The organism is Crateriforma spongiae, assembly GCF_012290005.1.
In the GTDB taxonomy this organism is placed as follows: domain Bacteria; phylum Planctomycetota; class Planctomycetia; order Pirellulales; family Pirellulaceae; genus Crateriforma; species Crateriforma spongiae.
This window is the reverse complement of the sequence record NZ_JAAXMS010000004.1, coordinates 309,259-328,689: the sequence shown is the minus strand read 5'-3', so window position 1 is coordinate 328,689 and position 19,431 is coordinate 309,259. Positions and strand designations below refer to the sequence as shown.

The 19,431-nt window shown below is 59.0% G+C and carries 14 protein-coding genes; 10 read left to right on the top strand and 4 right to left on the bottom strand.

What is annotated here, in order from left to right; genetic code table 11:
* The first annotated feature begins 1 nt into the window (after position 1).
* From araD to mtnA, 3 genes are all read left to right on the top strand, one after another.
* A complete protein-coding gene (gene araD / locus HFP54_RS12705; RefSeq protein ID WP_168565408.1) occupies positions 2-1,762 on the top strand; it encodes an L-arabinonate dehydratase in 1,761 nt (586 codons plus the stop codon).
* 185 nt (positions 1,763-1,947) lie between these two features.
* Complete coding sequence (locus tag HFP54_RS12700) at positions 1,948-2,865, top strand: dihydrodipicolinate synthase family protein (RefSeq protein WP_168565407.1); 918 nt, start codon at positions 1,948-1,950, stop codon at positions 2,863-2,865.
* Positions 2,866-2,941: 76 nt separating this feature from the next.
* Positions 2,942-3,970, top strand: coding sequence for an S-methyl-5-thioribose-1-phosphate isomerase (gene mtnA / locus HFP54_RS12695; protein ID WP_146413849.1), 1,029 nt, complete (start codon positions 2,942-2,944; stop codon positions 3,968-3,970).
* A 28-nt stretch (positions 3,971-3,998) separates the two neighbouring features.
* On the opposite strand, the gene HFP54_RS12690 is transcribed toward mtnA, so the two are convergent.
* Both HFP54_RS12690 and HFP54_RS12685 read right to left on the bottom strand, forming a co-directional pair.
* Positions 3,999-5,228: a serine hydrolase domain-containing protein gene (locus HFP54_RS12690; protein ID WP_168565406.1), complete on the bottom strand. Its 1,230-nt coding sequence runs from the start codon at positions 5,226-5,228 to the stop codon at positions 3,999-4,001.
* Positions 5,229-5,357: 129 nt separating this feature from the next.
* Positions 5,358-6,935, bottom strand: a complete 1,578-nt coding sequence (locus tag HFP54_RS12685; RefSeq protein ID WP_168565405.1) for a hypothetical protein — start codon at positions 6,933-6,935, stop codon at positions 5,358-5,360.
* A 665-nt stretch (positions 6,936-7,600) separates the two neighbouring features.
* On the opposite strand from HFP54_RS12685, the gene HFP54_RS12680 reads away from it, so the two are divergent.
* Positions 7,601-7,837 carry a carbon storage regulator gene (locus tag HFP54_RS12680; RefSeq protein ID WP_146413852.1) on the top strand — a complete coding sequence of 79 codons (237 nt, stop codon included), beginning with the start codon at positions 7,601-7,603 and terminating at the stop codon, positions 7,835-7,837.
* Between the two features lie 359 nt (positions 7,838-8,196).
* On the opposite strand, the gene surE is transcribed toward HFP54_RS12680, so the two are convergent.
* On the bottom strand, positions 8,197-8,991 hold the full coding sequence (gene surE / locus HFP54_RS12675; RefSeq protein ID WP_168565404.1) for a 5'/3'-nucleotidase SurE: 795 nt from the start codon (positions 8,989-8,991) through the stop codon (positions 8,197-8,199).
* A 99-nt stretch (positions 8,992-9,090) separates the two neighbouring features.
* Between surE and HFP54_RS12670 the strand changes: the two genes are divergently transcribed.
* The 4 genes from HFP54_RS12670 (at position 9,091) to acs (ending at position 15,790) form a co-directional block, all read left to right on the top strand.
* A complete protein-coding gene (locus tag HFP54_RS12670) occupies positions 9,091-10,407 on the top strand; it encodes a homoserine dehydrogenase (protein WP_168565403.1) in 1,317 nt (438 codons plus the stop codon).
* Positions 10,408-10,603: 196 nt separating this feature from the next.
* Positions 10,604-11,377, top strand: coding sequence for an ATP-binding cassette domain-containing protein (locus HFP54_RS12665; RefSeq protein WP_146413855.1), 774 nt, complete (start codon positions 10,604-10,606; stop codon positions 11,375-11,377).
* Entirely contained in the window at positions 11,374-13,674 is a 2,301-nt protein-coding gene (locus tag HFP54_RS12660) for an ABC transporter permease subunit/CPBP intramembrane protease (protein ID WP_168565402.1), read from the top strand. Before HFP54_RS12665 ends, HFP54_RS12660 begins: the two co-directional genes overlap by 4 nt.
* Positions 13,675-13,828: 154 nt before the next feature.
* Positions 13,829-15,790, top strand: a complete 1,962-nt coding sequence (gene acs, locus HFP54_RS12655; protein WP_168565401.1) for an acetate--CoA ligase — start codon at positions 13,829-13,831, stop codon at positions 15,788-15,790.
* 31 nt (positions 15,791-15,821) lie between these two features.
* Here the strand turns inward: acs and HFP54_RS12650 are convergent, their stop codons facing one another.
* Positions 15,822-16,319 (bottom strand): hypothetical protein, encoded by a 498-nt coding sequence (locus tag HFP54_RS12650; RefSeq protein ID WP_168565400.1) that lies wholly within the window; start codon positions 16,317-16,319, stop codon positions 15,822-15,824.
* 130 nt (positions 16,320-16,449) lie between these two features.
* Between HFP54_RS12650 and HFP54_RS12645 the strand changes: the two genes are divergently transcribed.
* A complete protein-coding gene (locus tag HFP54_RS12645) occupies positions 16,450-17,334 on the top strand; it encodes an alpha/beta hydrolase (RefSeq protein ID WP_168565399.1) in 885 nt (294 codons plus the stop codon).
* A gap of 578 nt (positions 17,335-17,912) precedes the next feature.
* Positions 17,913-19,055, top strand: coding sequence for a 6-phosphofructokinase (locus HFP54_RS12640; RefSeq protein ID WP_146413860.1), 1,143 nt, complete (start codon positions 17,913-17,915; stop codon positions 19,053-19,055).
* Positions 19,056-19,431: the final 376 nt, after the last annotated feature.

The window sequence follows — 19,431 nt, the reverse complement described above, 5'->3', positions numbered from 1 at the left end:
GATGGATTCGAAACCGACGTCCCCGGCCGGCAACACGAATGAATCGCGTGACCCGGCACGTCTGCGTTCTCACCGCTGGTTCGGCCCCGATGACCTGCGCAGTTTCGGTCATCGTTCTCGATTGAAGGGCGCCGGTTTCGATGACGCGGACTTCCAGGGCAAACCCGTCATCGGGATTTTGAATACCTGGAGCGACCTGAACACTTGCCATTCGCACTTTCCCCAGCGTGCCGACGAAGTGCGTCGAGGAATTCTGCAGGCGGGCGGTTTCCCGGTGGAGGTCCCCGTGTTGTCGCTGGGCGAAATGCTGATGAAGCCCACGACGATGTTGTATCGCAACCTGTTGGCGATGGAGGTCGAAGAAGTCCTGCGTTGCCACCCGATCGACGCGGCGGTACTGATGGGCGGATGCGACAAAACCGTCCCGGCCTTGTTGATGGGCGCGATCAGCGCCGACATCCCGTCGATCTTTCTGCCGGCCGGCCCAATGTTGAAAGCCCGCTGGAAAGACCAAACCCTGGGCAGCGGCAGCGACGTTTGGAAGTATTGGGACGAACGTCTGGCGGGCAACCTTTGTGACGCGGATTGGAAAGGCATCGAAAATTGCATCGCCCGCAGTGCCGGGACCTGCATGACGATGGGCACCGCCAGCACGATGGCCTGCATCACCGAAGCGATGGGCTTCAGCCTGGCCGGTGCCGCCTGCACGCCGTCGGTCTTGTCCCAGCATTCGCGTTTGGCCACGCAAACCGGACGCCGCGCCGTCGACATGGCTTGGGAAGACTTTCGGCCGTCCAAGTTCATGACCGCCGGTTCGATCGACAACGGCGTGATCACATCACTGTCGATCGGCGGCAGCACCAATGCCATCGTTCACCTGATCGCGATCGCCGGGCGTCTGGGCATCGAACTGACGATGGACCGGTTCGATCAACTGTCCGATCGCACTCCGGTGCTGGGCGACATTCGACCGGGCGGTCGTTACCTGATGGAAGACTTCTATGATGCCGGCGGCTTGCCCGCGCTGTTGAACCGAATGACGGATTTGCTGGACACCGACGCGTTGACCGTTTCCGGCGTGACGCTGGGCCAACAGATCAACGGCGCCGAAGTGATCGATGACGAAGTGATTCGTCCACGTGAAAACCCCGTCTCGCCGGTCGGCGGAACCTGTGTGTTGCGTGGAAACTTGGCGCCATCGGGATGCGTGATCAAATCCATTGCCGCCGACAAACGATTGCTGAAGCACCGCGGACCGGCGTTGGTGTTTGACAACTATCCGGAAATGAAGGCGGCGATCAACGATCCGGACTTGGACGTCGGTGCCGACAGCGTGCTGATTCTGCGCAACGCCGGTCCGTTGGGCGCCCCAGGCTTTCCAGAGTGGGGCATGTTGCCGATTCCACAAAAACTGTTGCGGCAGGGCGTCCGAGACATGGTCCGAATCAGCGACGCGCGGATGAGCGGGACCAGTTACGGCACTTGCGTACTGCACATTGCACCGGAGAGTGCCGCGTCGGGACCGCTGGCTCTGGTTCAAACCGGTGACATGATCGCGATCGACGTCGAAGCCAGAACGATCCACTGGGAAGTCGACGACGATGAAGCGGAACGCCGACGATCCGCCTGGGTCGCCCCCGATGTGACACCGCCGCGTGGATACGGTCGGTTGTACGCCAAGCATGTCACCCAAGCCGACCAAGGCTGTGATTTTGACTTCTTGGTCGGACGCAGCCCCGACGCGGAACCATCGATCCACTGACCGGTCGCCGCATGATGAATCGCACGTCGCACCGAACCGGCTTCCCATTGCCCGGGGTCCGCCGGCGGCGACGTTGCCGCTAGAATCGCCCGCGTTTGGCCCTGCCCGAGTTTGGCCATTCGACTGTTCGGCCCTGCCCCTTCCGTAAATCCCCCGCTCCTCCGTCTTGTTCGGTCGTCATCGCCATGAAAACGCAGCCCTTCCAAGCGTCCGATTTACCTGAATCCGTGATCGCCGTTCCGCCGCTGGCACGGGACACCGACGGTGTGATCGACGGCGACGAAAACGACAAAATCATTCGCCACTTGGAAGCCGGCGGCATCCGGTGCTTGTTGTACGGCGGAAACGCGGTGCTGTACCACATGCGGCTGACGGAATACGAAGACATGCTGTCTCTGGTGGCCGATTCGGCCGGCCCCGACACCGTCGTTGTCCCGTCGGTCGGTCCGTCGTTCGGATTGGCGATGGACCAGACCGATGTTTTGGCGGATTATCCGTTCCCCACCGCCATGCTGTTGCCATCGCGTGACATCGTCGACCAACAGGGCATCGCCGCCGGCATCCGCGCAATCAGCGACGCACTTGGCAAACCGATCGTCTTGTACATCAAGTTTGATCAATGGCTGGATCCCGACGTCGTCCGTGGACTGGAGGACGACGGAGTCATCAGCTGGATCAAGTACGCCGTCGTTCGCGACGATCCGTCGGATGATGATTACCTGCGTTCGCTGTTGGATGTGTTCCCGGCGGAGCGGATGGTCAGCGGGATCGGAGAACAACCCGCCATCGCTCACGTTCGTGGATTCGGCTTGGCCGGTTTCACCAGCGGATGTGTGTGTATCGCCCCGCGTCGTTCGATGGACATGCTGGGTGCACTGCAGGCCGGTGACTTGGAGGTCGCTGAAACAATTCGTCAATCGTTCCGGCCGCTGGAGGATCTGCGCGATTCGATCAGCCCGATCCGGGTGCTACATCACGCCGTGCAACTGGCGGGCATTGCACAAACGGGCCCGCTGTTGCCCATGCTCAGCGATTTGCCGTCGGACCAGCTGGATCAAATTCAAAACGCCGTCCAGCAAGTCAGCCGACACGTTTCGCTGTAGCCAGACGATCACGCTGAAACCAAACCGTTTGGATCCCACGCATCACCTTTGCACCATCGCCGAAGTTTCTGTTGCCATGTCGACCGCCACCGATACCGCTGAGACGATCATCTTTCACGACGGCCAACTGGATCTGTTGGACCAGACCAAGTTGCCGACCGAATTGACCCGGCTGGTTTGTACGAACATCGAACAAGCACATGACGCGATCCGTCGTCTGGTCGTTCGCGGGGCACCGGCGATCGGCATCGCTGCCGCGTATGGCGTGTTGCTGCAAGGTCGTGATGCGGACCGCCAAGCCTTTGGCGAAGCGATGGACTATCTGGCGACCAGCCGTCCGACGGCGGTCAACCTGTTCTGGGCGATGGACCGCATGCGTGACGTGATGAACTCGCATGATGACGACGCGACGTTGTACGAACGTCTGCATCGCGAAGCGGTCGCCATTCACGACGAAGACCGCCAGATGTGCCGCAGCATTGGTGCCAACGGCGCGGCGCTGATCCAAGGGTGTCGAAACGTGCTGACACACTGCAATGCCGGCGGGTTGGCCACGTCGATGTGGGGCACCGCGCTGGCACCGATTTATCACCTGCACGAACAAGGCAAAGCCCCGCATGTCTTTGCCGACGAAACGCGGCCGCTGCTACAGGGTGCTCGGCTGACCGCTTGGGAACTGTCGCAGGCTGGCGTCGCTGTCACCGTGCTGACGGATTCCATGTCCGGCGGTCTGATGCGTTCCGGCCAAGTCGACGCGGTCATCGTGGGTGCCGACCGGATCGCAGCCAACGGTGATGCAGCCAACAAAATCGGGACGTATCCATTGGCGGTCTTGGCCAAGTACCACAAGATCCCGTTTTACGTCGCCGCACCGACCAACACGTTCGACTTGAAGTTACCGGCCGGCGACCAAATCCCGATCGAACAACGGCATCGTGACGAAGTGGCCCGGCCCGGCGGCGTTCAATTCGTCCCCGATGCGGCGGACGTGATCAATCCTGCTTTCGACGTGACGCCGGCCGAGCTGATCGACGCCATCGTGACCGAGAAAGGCGTCATTCGTTCGCCGACGACCGAGACCGTGGGCCAGCACTTCGCAAACTGACACTGCCGTCTTGATCGTTTGATCCGCTTCATCGCACCGCCGGCACATCGATCGCATCAACGATCACGCCGGCGATCTTGCCAGCCAACCGATTCACTGATCCTTTGCCGTCCGGGTGCAAACGGTTGCTCAGAAAGATAAAGAACAGGTCTTTCGCCGGATCGATCCACAACACCGTCCCGGTGAATCCACCGTGCCCGAACGCGGCATCGGACATCCCGGGGCCTCGGTTCGATGAATAGCCCGAGCGGATGTCCCAGCCCAGCCCGCGAACACTGACCTTGTCACCGTCGACAATCTCATGCGGCCGGGTCATCTGATCCACGGCGTCCGCGGATAACACACGCACGTCCTGATACACACCTTTGTTCAGCATCATCTGTGCGTAGATCGCCAGGTCCGCGGCAGTGGAAAAAAGTCCCGCATGCCCCGCGACACCGCCCATCGCATACGCGCGAGGGTCATGGACTTCGCCCACCATCCAGCGTCCGTTGCGTTTTTCGGTCGCTGCCGCCTGTGCCGCCAAATCTGTCGGCGGCAGATACCCAGTGTGGTTCATCCCCAGCGGCTGAAAAACATAGCGTTGTGAGAACGCATGCAAATCCATCCCGCTTTGCCCCCCGACGATATCGCCCAACAGGATGAAGCCAACATCGGAATAGACAAACCGAGTCCCCGGCGAATACCGCGCGTTCAGTCGATCGATGTTCTGCAGTGCTTGACCAGGTCCCTGCTGGTAATCGGACAATGCATTGTCGGGAAGATAGCCCGCTTGGTGCGTCATCAATTGGCGAACCGTCGCATCACGAAGATGCGGGTCCACCGTTGCCGGCCGGAAACCGACAATGGGATCATCAAGATCGACTTTGTTTTGATCCCACAGCACCATCACACTGGTCGCCGTCGCAATCGGCTTGGTCAACGATGCCAGATCGAAAACCGTGTCCACCGTCATCGCCTTTCGCTCGGGCTGAACCTGCCGATGCCCGAACGCCTGTTGATAAAAGACGTTGCCGCGACGCCCCGCCATGATCACACACCCGGCCATTTCCCCCTGGTCGATCGCATCCAGAACCATCGGACGGATCGCGGCCAAATCTTCGCCATCGATCCCAACACTTGATGGATCGGCATCGGGCAATTCACCGCGGCAAATTCCCGTCGCAGCGATCAACAACGTCGACGCAATCAAGGCAACGCCCAGGTTCACACACCTGACGTCGCTCCAGACGCAGGCCCAACGTTTCGGCAATCTCATCAGCAGCGACTTTCAAACGCAAGATCGAACCAGCACCCGTGACGCGGACGCCGTGGTGATAAAACCAGAAACAACGCCACGAATATACGCCCAAAGCGACGATCCGCGTGATTCAGCCCCGCAGTCTTCTTAGACGACAGCTTCGGCCTGACAGTCCGTGATCGACTCCGTTTCCATCCGCGTCAGCCATTCCAAGGTGGTTTCGGCAAACATCCGCAAGAAATCCGCTGTGTCTTGCTGCGTAAACTCGCCACGATTCCAGTTCGCCGACACACACACCTGTCCCCAATTGATACAGACGCCCAGGGTGATGTTCGTGTTTCGCCGCGCCGGCGGAGCGATCAAGATGTTTTCCAGATAGCTGTCACCGATGCGTCGCCGACCGCCCACTTCCGGAAAATGACTCTTCATGCCACGCGAAATGTCACCGGTGTAGGTCAGCACGCTGGTGGTCATGTTTCCGCTGTATCGGATCGCCCGCCGCAGACGATTCGGATGGTCGGCAAATCCGTCCAGCCCGCCGACAAAATCCATGTGCACACGACTGTCTTTGATGAACTGCGTTTCCGATTGGACGCTGCACAACAGATCATGCCAATCTTCGCATTGACCGTGGGTCCGCCCCAAGAATGCGAAACTCAATCGGTTCGTTGCGGGCATGTTCAAGTCCGCGCGGCTTCGCAAATCGACCGGCATCAACAAGCGAATCCGCGTCTTGGAACGATCGGCCCCGTGACGGCGGTTCCACAATCGGCAAACACGAAACAAGACCGTCAACATCAAGTCGTTCATGCCGACTTCGTGCCGCCGACAACAATCGACCAGTCGTTGCGAAACGGATTCGGAAAAGATGTGGTGCCGCAGCGGCTGGTCCGATGTCGCTTGCGATTCGGAAACCTCACCGGTGTGTTTCTCCGGTCGCGAAGCCGCATTGCCTTTCAGCGGCCGGGGTCGCTGGCAATGAAAGTAGTACGCGTTTTTGATGCGGTCCCAAGTGGTCAATTGAATCTTGGGCTCACGCGACAGGATGCTGGAATAGTCCGCACGGTCACACAGTCGACTGACGTCCAATTGCTCCCCACGCCGAACACGACGCCTGGTCGACTGCGACGCGTTTTCATCCGAGCTTTCGGCCCGGTTGTCGGTCGCCTTCGCATAGGCCGCCAACACGTCGATCAAGACACGTCGCAAACCGACACCGTCACAGACGGCGTGGTGTAACTGGATGGTCAACCGTGACTTGTCGGTTGTGGGATTCACGTCATACCAATAACGGCATCCCGGATGTTTCCACAGATCGATCGGCCGTGGCGACGGCTGGGGCGAACCTGCGGCTTCTTTCCCAGCAGCGACACCGGATTGCACCGGAGCCTGCAGGATTGGAAAGTCGGCCGGATCATGCAGCGTCGGAACAAATCCTGGGTCGTAGTCCCAATAAAGCCGTCCATCCTTTTCCACCAGCGTCGACGCCAGCAGCGGATGCCGATGAACGGTCTGGCCAAGCGCGTCATGCAGAATCATCACCTGCAACGGCGTCGCGAAGTGCAATTCGATGAAACTGGTCATCGGACAGGCGGGGTCGTCGTCGAAAACCAGCAGTTGTTCGAAGGCGGTCAGACGCAGAGGAAACGTGTCGCCGTGGCGGGGCAGCGATGATTCGGATTCAGAACCGATGGCCGACGCGGGATCGGCGGGCACTTTGGACATAAGGCGACGACAGATTGGATGGGGAACCTTGGTGGCAACAGCCGATGCCGCCACAGCAAAAACATGCTTCCAACATTCCCTTGCCGGTACACATGCACAGTGCTTCGACCCCCGGTGTACAAGGTAGTTCCCGCTGTCACCGGTGCAAATTCAAGCCTGACGACACCTGTGATCCGGCTGATCCCCCAGAGCCACGGGGCTGATATCCGGCGGAACACACCGCCGCCTTCCCAGTACCGGATCTTTGGATTCGATCTCAACTTCCAAATTCAATCTCAGCGGCGTGACCAGACGTGTCACGGGACTCGGCGATAGTACGGGTGTCCTGGCGACGGCAGGGCCCAATGCGAATCCCAATCTGAAACACGTTGCGTGTCTCATTTTGAAATCGCCCAAGCGAATTGCGACTTAGCAAAGGTTTTTGGGTGCGGATTCGGGCTCTACGGCGTGCCACAGTGAACCGAACCACGGCAATCAGGACTTGAGATTTTCCCGGCAATTTGTTGAAAATATTCGGCACGCCGCAGATCTTGAGTCCATTTCCTCGAAATCGGAGAACTTTCGGCACGCAGTTCGCTCCCTGAAGTCAGTGACAGTCAGCGCCTTTGAAGTTTGCGGCGCACGAATGCGAAAGATTGACGCTATTTACACGGAAGGAAATCGAAATGCTGGTTCTTAGTCGTAAAGTTGGTGAAAAGCTGATCATCGGTGACAACATCGTTTTGACGCTGAACAAGATCAGTGGAAACCGCGTTGCTATCGGGATTGAAGCCCCTCGCGAAGTCTCCATCGTGCGTGGGGAATTGCAAAAGACCATCCTTGCCGAATCCGGCGACTCCAACTGCGGACGCAGCCTGGAGGAGATGTCAGGCGTCTCGATCGCCAGCATGCCTGATTGCTAGACGCCGATCGCGATGCCGCAAACGACCACAGACCGGGTGGACGATTGTCTGCCCGGCTGTTGGCCGAGCGTCACAGATGACTCTTTTTAAACCACCTGTCACGGTCCAATCGGCACAGCAGCCCTGACGAGTCCGAATTTTTCGGATCGTCCGAACTCGGATCGTTCAAACGCGTCCCCGCCGTTTGTCGCGTGATTTCGGCAGAGTCTGCTTCCGAAGATTTACGGCTATTCTGCGGCCATTCGTTAGCACAGTCCGATCGTGCACTTGGTCCGACGGAATGACCTCGGATCCAGTCGCCGCACCCGCCCGGATCGCTGGTCGCAAATCCGTTCCGCTGTCCGCAGTGATCGGTCGCATCAGCAAACGGTAAAGCCAAGCTGGCTGATCGTGATGTTCCCGGCGAAGCACTGGTCCACATCGCGACCCTTCTCTCGCGGTCGATTCTGGAAATTCAGATCGAAATGGATCCGCCCGTCTTCGTGACGCACCGTTCTGGCATGCGGTAAACGGTCGACGTCGCACAGAACGCGCGGTGGTACTTCCGATTCCGGAGGCAATGCCGGCATATTCACGTTCCACAGCGGGACCCGCTGTGGGCGATCGGAAATTTGCCGGTTCTGGATGACCAGCGTCAAAAAATCTTCCAGCACCGTACGCATCCACACCGGAACGTGGTCCCAGCGACGTTCAATCCCCGGATGCCGGTATTGCGACGCGGCCAGCGAAGCGATCCCGTGGCTGGACGCTTCACGAGCGGCGGCAAAGGTCCCGCTGACCAACAAATCGACCCCCAAGTTTGCTCCCGCGTTGACGCCGGACAGCACCGCGTCGACCTGGTGGCTGATTGCAAAGGCTCGGACACAGTCCACCGGCGTGCCGTCGATGCTGTATCTGTCATCCTTAATTTTGTTGGCTTCCAAGACCCGGCCGGTCGTCACGCCATGGCCACATTCGCTGCGGCATTGGTCGGGGGCGGCGACGATGATTTGGGGACGCATCGCAAACTGATTCAATAGGTCGGCGACGACGCCACTGTCCAGCACGCCACGGACCGACTTTTCCATCGCCGCGATGCCGGGTGCGTCGATTCCGTCATCATTGGTCAACAGAATCCTGAACTGGGATTCGTTCGTTTCGTTAGATGTTTGCACGATGCTGGGTGTGAAAAGTTGACGAAACCGGCGTGGGAGACCAAACAGCGGCGCGACCCCGTCTCCCGAGTCGGCCGCGATCCAATTAGGATTCGCGTCATGAATAAGACAAACGTTGCCATTGTGGGTTTGGGGACCGTTGGTTCCGGCGTCGCCAAACTGTTGTTGGATCACGGGGATCGTACCGCGCGACACGCGGGCCGCACGATGTGGCTGAAAAAAGCCGTCGTCCGCGACCTGAACAAGCCGCGTGATGTCGAATTGCCCGACGGCGTGGCCACCGACAATTTGGCCGACGTGCTGGACGATCCCGACATCACCGTCGTTGCCCAATTGATCGGTGGTCTGGAACCGGCCCGGACGATCATGCTGCAATTGATGGAAGCGGGCAAGGACATTGTGACGGCGAACAAAGCCCTGTTGGCCGAACACGGTCCGGAACTGTTTTCCAAAGCACGCGAACTGGGCCGCAGCATTGCTTTCGAAGCCGCCGTTGCCGGCGGCATCCCGATCGTCGCCAACATCAGCCAGTGCTTGTCGGCCAACCAGATCACAACGCTGGAAGGCATCTTGAACGGCACCAGCAATTTCATTGTCAGCCAAATGGACCGCTACGGTTCGGCCTATGACGACGTTGTTCGCAAAGCCCAAGAACTGGGTTACGCCGAGGCTGATCCGACGATGGACGTCGACGGAACCGATGCCGCACAAAAACTGGCGATCTTGGCCCACTTGGCGTTCGGCGCGACGATCCACTGGTCGGACATTCCCCGCACCGGTATCGACGGCTTGGATCCAGCGGATCTGCGGTATTCCAGCGAACTGGGCTATCGAATCAAGCTGGTCGCCACCGCGCATCAGGCCGATGACGGACTGGAACTGTCCGTCGCACCGACGCTGGTTCCTTTGGGGACACCGTTGGCCGAGGTCCGTGATGCGTTCAATGCGATCCGCGTCGTCGGCGATGCCGTCGGCCCGGTTTTCTATCACGGCTTGGGGGCCGGCCAGATGCCCACTGCTTCGGCCGTCGTCGCGGACTTGATCGATACCGCCGTGGGCCGAACCAAAATCACGTTCCAAACGCTGGCCTATTTCACGTCCGATCACCCGGCCCGCACCAAGCAACGTGACACCGACCGCCTGGCCGGCCGTTATTACTTGCGTCTCAGCGTGGGGAACCACCCCGGCGCGTTGGCAAAGATTGCCGACGTTTTGGCCCAGCACAAGATTTCAATCAGCTCGGTGATCCAGCACGAAAATCAGCCTGACCAAGCCGGTCAGCAACAAACCGACCCGGTGCCGCTGGTAATCATGACACACGAAGCCGGCGAAGGTGCCGCCCGGCGTGCGACCGAGCAGATCGAAGGCTTGTCGATCGTCCAGGGTCCGGTCGTGCGGCTGCGCGTCAAAGCGTGACGAATATTGCGGCCGAATTGCTGCGGAGCCGCGACAGAATTTTGCGATCGGTCGTCGCGCCGGCAATTTGAGGGCTAGGTTCAAGTAAAGTTGCCGATCGTGCACCCCTGCGACAGGGTCCATTCTGACATGGGTCCCTGTGCAATGGCGGTGCACAATCGTTGCAACCGGAACCACCTGACCCGGCGAAGCAGCAGTGATCCAAGTCCAGCACCTGACCAAGACCTACGAAGATTTGCATCGCGGCAGATTTGTCGCGGTCGATCGGATCAGCTTCACCGTCCGCCCCGGCGAAATCTTTGGTCTGTTGGGCCCCAACGGTGCCGGCAAGACGACGGTTCTGCGAATCCTAAGCACGGTTCTGTCGCCCACCTCCGGAATCGCCACGGTCGACGGGTTCAATGTCGAAAGCGACGCGGCAGAAGTCCGTCGTCGCATCGGATTCGTCAGCAACAACACGGCCATCTATGAACGGATGACGGCGTGGGAATTGGTCGAATACTTTGGCCGTTTACACGGCATGGCCAATGACCAACTGTTGCACCGGATGGAAAATCTGTTTGATCGTTTGCGGATGAACGATTTCCGCAACGTCCCGGGCAGCAAAATGTCCACGGGCATGCGTCAAAAGGTTTCGATCGCTCGGGCCATGATTCACGACCCGCCCGTATTGGTCTTTGACGAAGCAACGCTGGGTTTGGACGTGCTGGTCGCACGGAACTTGCTGTCCGTCATTCGTTCGCTGCGGGATGCGGGCAAATGCTTGATCTTTTCGACGCACATCATGAGCGAAGTCGAACGTCTGTGTGATCGCATCGCCATCATGCACCGCGGGCGAATCCTGGACAGCGGATCATTGGCCGAATTGACCCAACGTCATCGCGAGGATGACTTCGAAGAATTGTTCTTTGGCCTGCTCAGTCGCCACGAAAACTCGGATGCCGAACTGGCCGAAGGAATCGCATCATGAAGACGGCCGCCGCGATCAAACGACGTCTGGCCATGATGGCGGACAGCCCACGCATCGGCGCGATTGCGTTGATCTATGCGCGAGAGATGCGTGACCAACTTCGCGATCGACGAACGTTGTTCACCATCGCAGTGCTGCCGATCTTGCTGTACCCACTGGTCGGCATGCTGCTGTTGCAAATCGCCCAGTTCACACGACAGCATCCGACCACGGTTTGTGTGATTGGTCGTGATCACCTGGACGGGTTGCCACCGCTATTAAGCGGCGAAGACGCGTTTGCCGAAAACTTGATCGATGAATCGGCCAAGATGGAAATGTCGTCCTACTTGTGGGACGAGATGGCTTTGGCCCCCGGACACGAATATTTTGAAGGCACCGAAACGCCGGAAAAACAGGCCCGCCGACTGGACGCGTTGACCACCAACTTGGTCCGCAGCGGACGATTCGATGTCGTCCTGCAATTCCCGCCCGGCTTCGCGAAAAGCACCGACGGCGACGCGAACGAGGCAAGCGACGCCGACGCACTGAAGCTGATGTACAACGTCGGCTCGGATCAATCCATGGTGGCCAAGGATCGCGTCATCGGGATCTTGAATCGTTGGCGTGGCGATTGGGTCCGTGATCGATTGGAATCCTCGGGAATCGATCTTCAGCAACTGGAACCCTTCCAAGTCAACAGTGTCGACATCGCGCCGGAACAGACACGCGAGGCAGCGTTCTGGAGCAAGCTGTTGCCGTTTGTGATGCTGGTCTGGGCGATGACCGGCGCGTTTTATCCGGCGATCGATTTGGTCGCCGGTGAAAAGGAACGCGGTACCCTGGAAACCCTGCTTTGCAGCCCCGCGCTGCGCAGCGAAATCGTCTGGGGCAAACTGGGCGCGGTCATGACGTTCAGCATGATGACCGCGATCCTGAACGCCGGCAGCATGCTGGTCACCAGTTCCTTCGTCTTTAAACAAATCGGTGTCGGCCCGGACGGCGTTTCCAACATGGGTGCGCCGCCACTGGGACCGATGATGTGGCTGTTGGTCGCCTTGGTGCCGCTGTCCGCGTTATTCAGCGCTCTGGCGTTGGCCGTTGCCGCGATGGCACGCAGCAGCAAAGAAGGCCAGTATTACCTGATGCCGTTGATGATGGTCACGTTGCCATTGGTCTTGTTGCCGATGTTGCCCGGCACAACGCTTTCACCGGGAACCAGCGTGATTCCGGTGACGGGCATGTTCTTGTTGGTCCGTGCGTTGGTCGAAGGCCAGTATTACCTAGCGTTGGCACACCTGCCGATCGTGGCCACGGTCACCGGCGGATGTTTGTTGATGGCCACCCGTTGGGCACGACGACAATTCGAAAGCGAATCGGTCTTGTTTGGTGACGGCGATCAGTGGGAACTGGGCATGTGGGTTCGCCACCTGTGGCGTGACCGACAAACCGCCGCGACGGTATCGCAGGCGTTTGCTTGCGGCGCGATCATCCTGGTCGCTTTGTTCTTCGGCAAGCTGGCCGTTACCGAAATGCCACAACACTTCGGCGGCATCGCACAACTGATTCTGATGCCACAGATCGGCATGATCTTGGCTCCCACGCTGCTGATGGCAACGATGATGACGACGTCGTTGCGGACCAGTTTGCGATTACGGATGCCACACTGGACGGCGCTGCCGATGGCGGTGTTGATCGGTTTGACGTTGCACCCGACGTACGTCTTTTTGGCCCAGTGGATCAGTCAGATGTACCCGATCAGCGAACAAGCCGCAGCGGCGATGAAACCGTTCACCGATCAGATCAGTTCCGCACCTTGGTTGACCATCGTGTTTCTGATGGCGTTGGTCCCGGCGATCTGTGAAGAACTGGCGTTCCGCGGCTTTATCTTTGGCGGACTCCTGCGCGGTAACGGACGCGTCCGCGCCGTCGTGGTGTCGGCCATCATGTTTGGTGTGTCCCACGGCGTGCTGCAACAATCCATCGCCGCGACCTGCATGGGCTTGCTGCTGGGTTGGGTCGCATTAAGAACCGGCAGTGTGTTGCCCGGCATCCTGATTCACTTTACCAACAACGCGATGTCGGTTTCCTTGGAGCGTCTGGTTCAACTGGACAACCCGGCAACCAATTTGCTGCTGCGTTCGACACCGGCGGGCCCGGAATACCATCCGCTGTGGTTGGTCACCAGCATGGCGATTGCGATTTCTTGTTTGCTGTACCTGAACATGCTGCGACCCGCCGTCGACGAACAGGCGGCCGATCGCGTGTTGGGCAGCAACGACTTGGCCGACCCCACCGCGGCGCTGGTGCCGGCATCCTGAACGGGTTGTCGCATTGTCGCGAAACATTGGCGGTTCCTTGGAATCACCGCCGGGCGGCGAACCGAGACTGCTGGCTACGCACGGGCAACGGCGCGCGGTAAACTGCGGCAATTCATCCCGCATTGTTTCCCGCCTATCGGTCGCCACATAGCCCATGACAGATCCTGCCGCCAACGCCAGCATCGACCACGTCCTGATCGAAGACCGCCTGTTCCCACCGCCCGCGGAATTCACCGCTGACGCGATCATCCGCAGTGAACAGCAGTACCAGGACATGTACCAGCGGGCCAAGGATGATCCGGAAGCCTTTTGGCGTGAAGAAGCCAACGAACATCTGCACTGGTTCGAACCGTTTGGCGACGTGTTGCAGTGGGACGCGCCTCACGCGAAGTGGTTCGTCGGCGGCAAGACCAACGCCAGCTATAACTGCTTGGACGCGCACGTTGCCGCGGGTCGTGGCGATCGCACGGCGATCATCTGGGAAGGCGAACCGGGCGACACCCGCACGTTGACCTATCGCCAGTTGTTGTCCGAGGTTTGTAAGGCGGCCGCGGCGCTGAAGGAACTTGGTGTCCAACAGGGCGACGTCGTCAGCATCTACATGCCCATGACGCCGGAATTGGCGATCACGATGCTGGCCTGTGCACGAATCGGTGCCATCCACAGTGTGATCTTTGCCGGCTTCAGCGCCGAATCGATCGCCGATCGTAACAACGACGCCAGTGCCAAGTTGATGGTGACCTCCGACGGCCTGCATCGCCGCGGCAAGGTTTTGGAGCTGAAGAAAACCGTCGACGAAGCGCTCGCCAAATCACCGACCGTTCAAAAGTGTTTGGTGCTGCGTCGCACCGGCCAAGACGACGTTCCGATGACCGAGGGCCGCGACGTTTGGTGGCACGATATCGTCGACGGCCAGTCCGACGATTTGCCCGCCGAACCTCTGGATAGCGAAACCACCCTGTTCATCCTTTACACGTCCGGCAGCACCGGGAAACCGAAAGGCATTCGGCACACCACCGCCGGTTACAACTTGTGGGCCAAGCGAACGTTCCAGTGGGTGTTCGACCATCACGATGATGACATCTATTGGTGCACCGCCGATTGTGGCTGGATCACCGGACACAGCTATATCGTGTACGGTCCGTTGGCCGCCGGCGCGACGTGCTTGATGTACGAAGGTGCGCCGAACTATCCGGCCGAAGATCGATTTTGGGAACTGGTCGAAAAGTACCAAGTCACAATTCTTTACACCGCGCCGACCGCCATTCGTGCCTTCATCAAATGGGGCGATCAACACGTCGACAAACACGACCTGTCGTCGCTGCGTTTGTTGGGCAGCGTCGGCGAAGGCATCAACCCCGAAGCCTGGATGTGGTACCACCGCAAGATCGGCAACGAAAAATGTCCGATCGTCGACACGTGGTGGCAGACGGAGACCGGCGGCATCATGATGAGTCCGTTGCCCGGAATCACCGCCACCAAGCCGGGATCATGCACCCGCCCCCTGCCCGGTGTCGTTCCGGTCATCGTCGATGAAGCCGGCAATGATGTCGACGCCGAACACGGCGGCATGCTGTTGATGGGCCAGCCTTGGCCGGGCATGCTTCGCGGCATCTGGGGTGACGAAGATCGCTTTGTCGACCAGTACTGGTCGGCGGTCCCCGGAAAATACCTGACCGGCGACAACGCACGCAAAGACGGCGACGGTTATTACTGGATCATGGGCCGCATCGACGACGTGATCAACGTTTCCGGTCACCGGCTTAGCACGATCGAAGTCGAAAGTGCATTGGTCAGCCACGACGCGGTTTGCGAAGCCGCCGTGGTCGGACGTCCCGACGACTTGAAAGGCCAGGCAATCGCCGCCTTTGTCACCGTCGCCGATGTCGAACCGAACGAAGAATTGCGCAACGAACTTCGCCAACACGTTCGCAAACAAATTGGTGCTCTGGCCCAGCCCGATGACATCCGGTTCACCGCGACGCTGCCCAAGACCCGCAGCGGGAAAATCATGCGACGCTTGTTACGTGACGTCGCATCGGGCCGGGAAGTCGTCGGCGACACCAGCACGCTGGAAGACCTGTCGGCACTGGCCAAGCTTCGTGAAGAAGACTAATTCGCCGCGTGAGCCTTTCGGTCCGGCGGCACTAAGACTTGCCGGCCCCGGAGTTTAAATACCGATCCATCGGTATCGGCGGATAGCCGTCATAAAAACGGCGGATCCATTGTGACGTCGACGGACCATCACCCTGCGGTTCCCAGCCCAAACGCCGGAGCACCGGTGCGGTGATCGAGGCATTGGAAACGTGGGCGACGATCACCATCGCACCACGTGAACGTGCGACCCAGTTCAAAACGTGGCCTGCCCCCAGCACGGTCGACAACTTCGCCCCACGTCCGGACAACACATAGTCCAGCGTCAACACGCCCGACATGCCGCGTGGGGAATGAAAGTCCAGGTGACAAACGTCGCCATCCGGCCGCGCGAATTTGGCCTGCCACCAAACTTGGGCAACCGATACAGGGATCCAACCGTTTCGACGGGCGATGTGTTCCAGTCGTCCACAGCGCATCACGATTCGCCCGGCACGCCAGCGACGGATCAGCGACTCGTCGGCAATCGGATCAGTTGTTACTCTGTTCATCCTTATTCCGGCACCACCCACGCGGGCGCCCACGGGGCGTGAGTTTCGGACGACCGGATGGGTCACCCAAAACCGCCGCAACGCGTCGATCGAACACTGATTCATTCCGCCAACCAAGGACGATGCCGGCATGTCGGTCCCTGAAACCAACACGGCTGAATCATCAGTGCGTCCGAAGCGTCGTCCGGTTTGGCGACGCATCACCGCCGTGGTCCTTGTTTCCTATGTTGTTGTCCTGACCGCGATGTTAATGCTGGAATCTTATCTTGTTTTTCCTGGTGCCAGTAAGCCCAACGATCTGAAAGACTGGCAGTCATCGCCCAGCACCGCCACGCCGTTTGATTATCCATCGACCGACGACGTGACAATCACCGGCCAGTTAGTCCGTCACGACGGCGGTGGATACATCATCTATTTTCATGGCAACGGCAACAAAGCCATTTGGAATCGGGGATTCATCCAGCGGCTGTCCGACGCAACCTCTTGCACCGTATTGGCCGCCGAGTATCGCGGCTACAACGAAGACGGTCATCGGCCCAGTGAACGAAAGCTGGTCGATGATTCGCTGGCCGCGGTCGATGCGATGTGCGACGAATTCAACATCGCGCCCGATGACATCATCGTTTATGGATCGTCACTCGGCGGCGGTTGCGCCGCGGCGGTGGCCCAGCATCGCCCGGTCGCCGGCGTCATTCTGGAACGATCGTTCGATCGCTTGGTCGATGTTGCTGCCGGCATGTATCCGTTTTTGCCGGTCCGTTGGCTGATGAAAACACGCTTTGATTCGGTGGAACGTCTGAAGGACTTTGACGGCCCGATCCTACAGCTTCACGGTGACAACGACGGCATCGTTCCGATCAAACACGCTCGCAACTTGGAATCAGAATTGACCACCACGCGGCGGCACTTCATCGAAATCAAAGATTGGGACCACAACGACCCCGTCGATGACAACTTGTTGCACCGGATCGCCCTTTGGATCCAAAGCACACGTCAATCGTCGCGTCATCGCTAACAACAACCCAATGCAGAATCATCGCATCTTGAAAGACGCCAACTGATCATGCATTCAGCCGCTCGGATGCCGACACGCGTCCGGTACAGGCGGGGCGGACGCGTATCGGCAATCAAACCGGTGCCAAAGCAGGGGGGGAAAAGAAGTTGGAACACGGTTTAAGGCGAGCAGAAATTAACGAAACGACAATACCGCGATGATGAACACGACCAGGTTAGGGAGGGCAGTTGGTCGCGAGCGTCTCGGATGTGGGGAAGCAGGGGAAACCGATGCGGCATCGTCGTCCCGTCACAGTTATTCTTGGCGACGTTTTGCCACAGGTGTCACCAAATGGATTCAAAACTTGCGGTACCCCACAACCACCATGCAATGTTGTCAGATTTGACGATTACGCAGCCCAACTTCACCTACTGCAGGCCCGAGCGTACACCCAATCGGGCGAGCCCACCTTTTAACATCCTCAGAATCGTTAAAACTGTGCGCCGGTGCGTGGACGACCGCAGACACGATTGCGTGATTCCAGTTCACAACACGAATCAGGAAACACCGAAACGTTCGATCGGTAAAGGTTTTTGAAAATGCAAAGCGAACAGGTCAGTATCCATCGCCCTCGCATCGGCGTGTTGACCTCCGGCGGCGACTGCCCGGGGCTGAACGCGGTACTACGTGCGGTCGCCAAGACGGCGTATTGGCAGGGTTATGAAGTCTTCGGGTTCGAAGACGGCTTCGAGGGGCTGATCGATCCGATCCGCTATCGCAAGCTGACGCCACAGAACACCCAAGGCATCTTGACCATGGGTGGAACGATTCTGGGCAGCACCAATCGTGGTCGCTTTGCCGCCCGTGTCGGCGTTTCCGGCCGTGCCGAGATTGCTCCGGAATTGATCAAGAAAGTCAGTGCCACGTTTGACGAATTGAAACTGGAAGGCCTGATCTGTGTCGGCGGCGATGGATCGTTATCGACCGCCCTGCAGTTTCATGAAGCCGGTTTGCCGGTCGTGGGCGTCCCCAAAACGATCGACAACGATTTGTCATCCACCGCGTACACGTTCGGCTTCAACAGCGCCGTGCTGTGTTGCGCCGATGCGTTGGACCGTTTGCATACGACGGCGGCCAGCCACCGACGCGTGTTGGTCATGGAAGTCATGGGACGTCACACCGGCTGGATCGCCTTGCATGGTGGCATCGCCGGTGGTGCGGACGTAATCCTGTTGCCCGAGATCCCCTGGGAATACGACAACATCCTGGCCAAGATCGACGAACGCAAGCAATTGGGAAAAGAATTCACTTTGGTGGTCGTTGCCGAAGGGGCCAATTTGCCCGACGGATCAATGGTCGCATCGGGTGAATCCAGCGGCAACCTACAGACTCGGCTCGGCGGCATCGGCCACGTGGTCACCGACGAACTCAGTCGGCGCATCGAACAAGAAGTCCGCTGTGTTGTCTTGGGTCACCTGCAACGGGGTGGCGGCCCGACGACGTTCGATCGCGTTTTGGCGACGATGTTCGGGACGCACGCGGTTCGCTTGGTGTTGCAGAAAAAATTCGGCCAGATGGTCAGCTTTGACCCGCCCGACATTGTCAGCGTTCCGATCGCCGATGCGGTGGACTCGATTCGCACCGTCGATCCGAACGGATCGGCCGTCATGTCGGCTCGCGCGCTCGGGATCAATTTCGGGGACACGCCCGGATACCAAAACCCGTTCCCGATTCCCGAATAGAAAAGCACCGGCAACCAGGTCGAAAGCGATCGCGATGTGGCCGGCGCATAAAAAAAGACGGCGAGTCAACGCGTTGGACACGTGGACTCGCCGCCTTCACCAAAAATCGCAAAGTTACTGTCGTTCACATCGTCACATCACCCACCGTGACGTTGCAGCGACAGCCCCTTTCGGTTGCGAAGCGTCGGGTCCTCCACATGGTTGACCCTCGCCAGCAAGATAGTCATTCGGCCATGTGTACCGACTGTCGGGATCGTAACTTTCATCCAACGTCGATTCTGTTGACGCTTCGTCGACCGGTACCGACTGTGACGATTGTGCGGGCGAAACAAGTTTTACTGCATGTCACAGCGATGACACCGTGACACGGACTGGT

What these genes read in the sequence shown, in the direction of transcription:
- araD (WP_168565408.1), top strand. Translation starts at nt 2, where the DNA reads ATGGATTCGAAACCGACGTCCCCGGCCGGCAACACGAATGAATCGCGT.
- HFP54_RS12700 (WP_168565407.1), top strand. Translation starts at nt 1,948, where the DNA reads ATGAAAACGCAGCCCTTCCAAGCGTCCGATTTACCTGAATCCGTGATC.
- mtnA (WP_146413849.1), top strand. Translation starts at nt 2,942, where the DNA reads ATGTCGACCGCCACCGATACCGCTGAGACGATCATCTTTCACGACGGC.
- HFP54_RS12690 (WP_168565406.1), bottom strand. Translation starts at nt 5,228, where the DNA reads ATGAGATTGCCGAAACGTTGGGCCTGCGTCTGGAGCGACGTCAGGTGT.
- HFP54_RS12685 (WP_168565405.1), bottom strand. Translation starts at nt 6,935, where the DNA reads ATGTCCAAAGTGCCCGCCGATCCCGCGTCGGCCATCGGTTCTGAATCC.
- HFP54_RS12680 (WP_146413852.1), top strand. Translation starts at nt 7,601, where the DNA reads ATGCTGGTTCTTAGTCGTAAAGTTGGTGAAAAGCTGATCATCGGTGAC.
- HFP54_RS12670 (WP_168565403.1), top strand. Translation starts at nt 9,091, where the DNA reads ATGAATAAGACAAACGTTGCCATTGTGGGTTTGGGGACCGTTGGTTCC.
- HFP54_RS12660 (WP_168565402.1), top strand. Translation starts at nt 11,374, where the DNA reads ATGAAGACGGCCGCCGCGATCAAACGACGTCTGGCCATGATGGCGGAC.
- acs (WP_168565401.1), top strand. Translation starts at nt 13,829, where the DNA reads ATGACAGATCCTGCCGCCAACGCCAGCATCGACCACGTCCTGATCGAA.
- HFP54_RS12650 (WP_168565400.1), bottom strand. Translation starts at nt 16,319, where the DNA reads ATGAACAGAGTAACAACTGATCCGATTGCCGACGAGTCGCTGATCCGT.
- HFP54_RS12645 (WP_168565399.1), top strand. Translation starts at nt 16,450, where the DNA reads ATGTCGGTCCCTGAAACCAACACGGCTGAATCATCAGTGCGTCCGAAG.
- HFP54_RS12640 (WP_146413860.1), top strand. Translation starts at nt 17,913, where the DNA reads ATGCAAAGCGAACAGGTCAGTATCCATCGCCCTCGCATCGGCGTGTTG.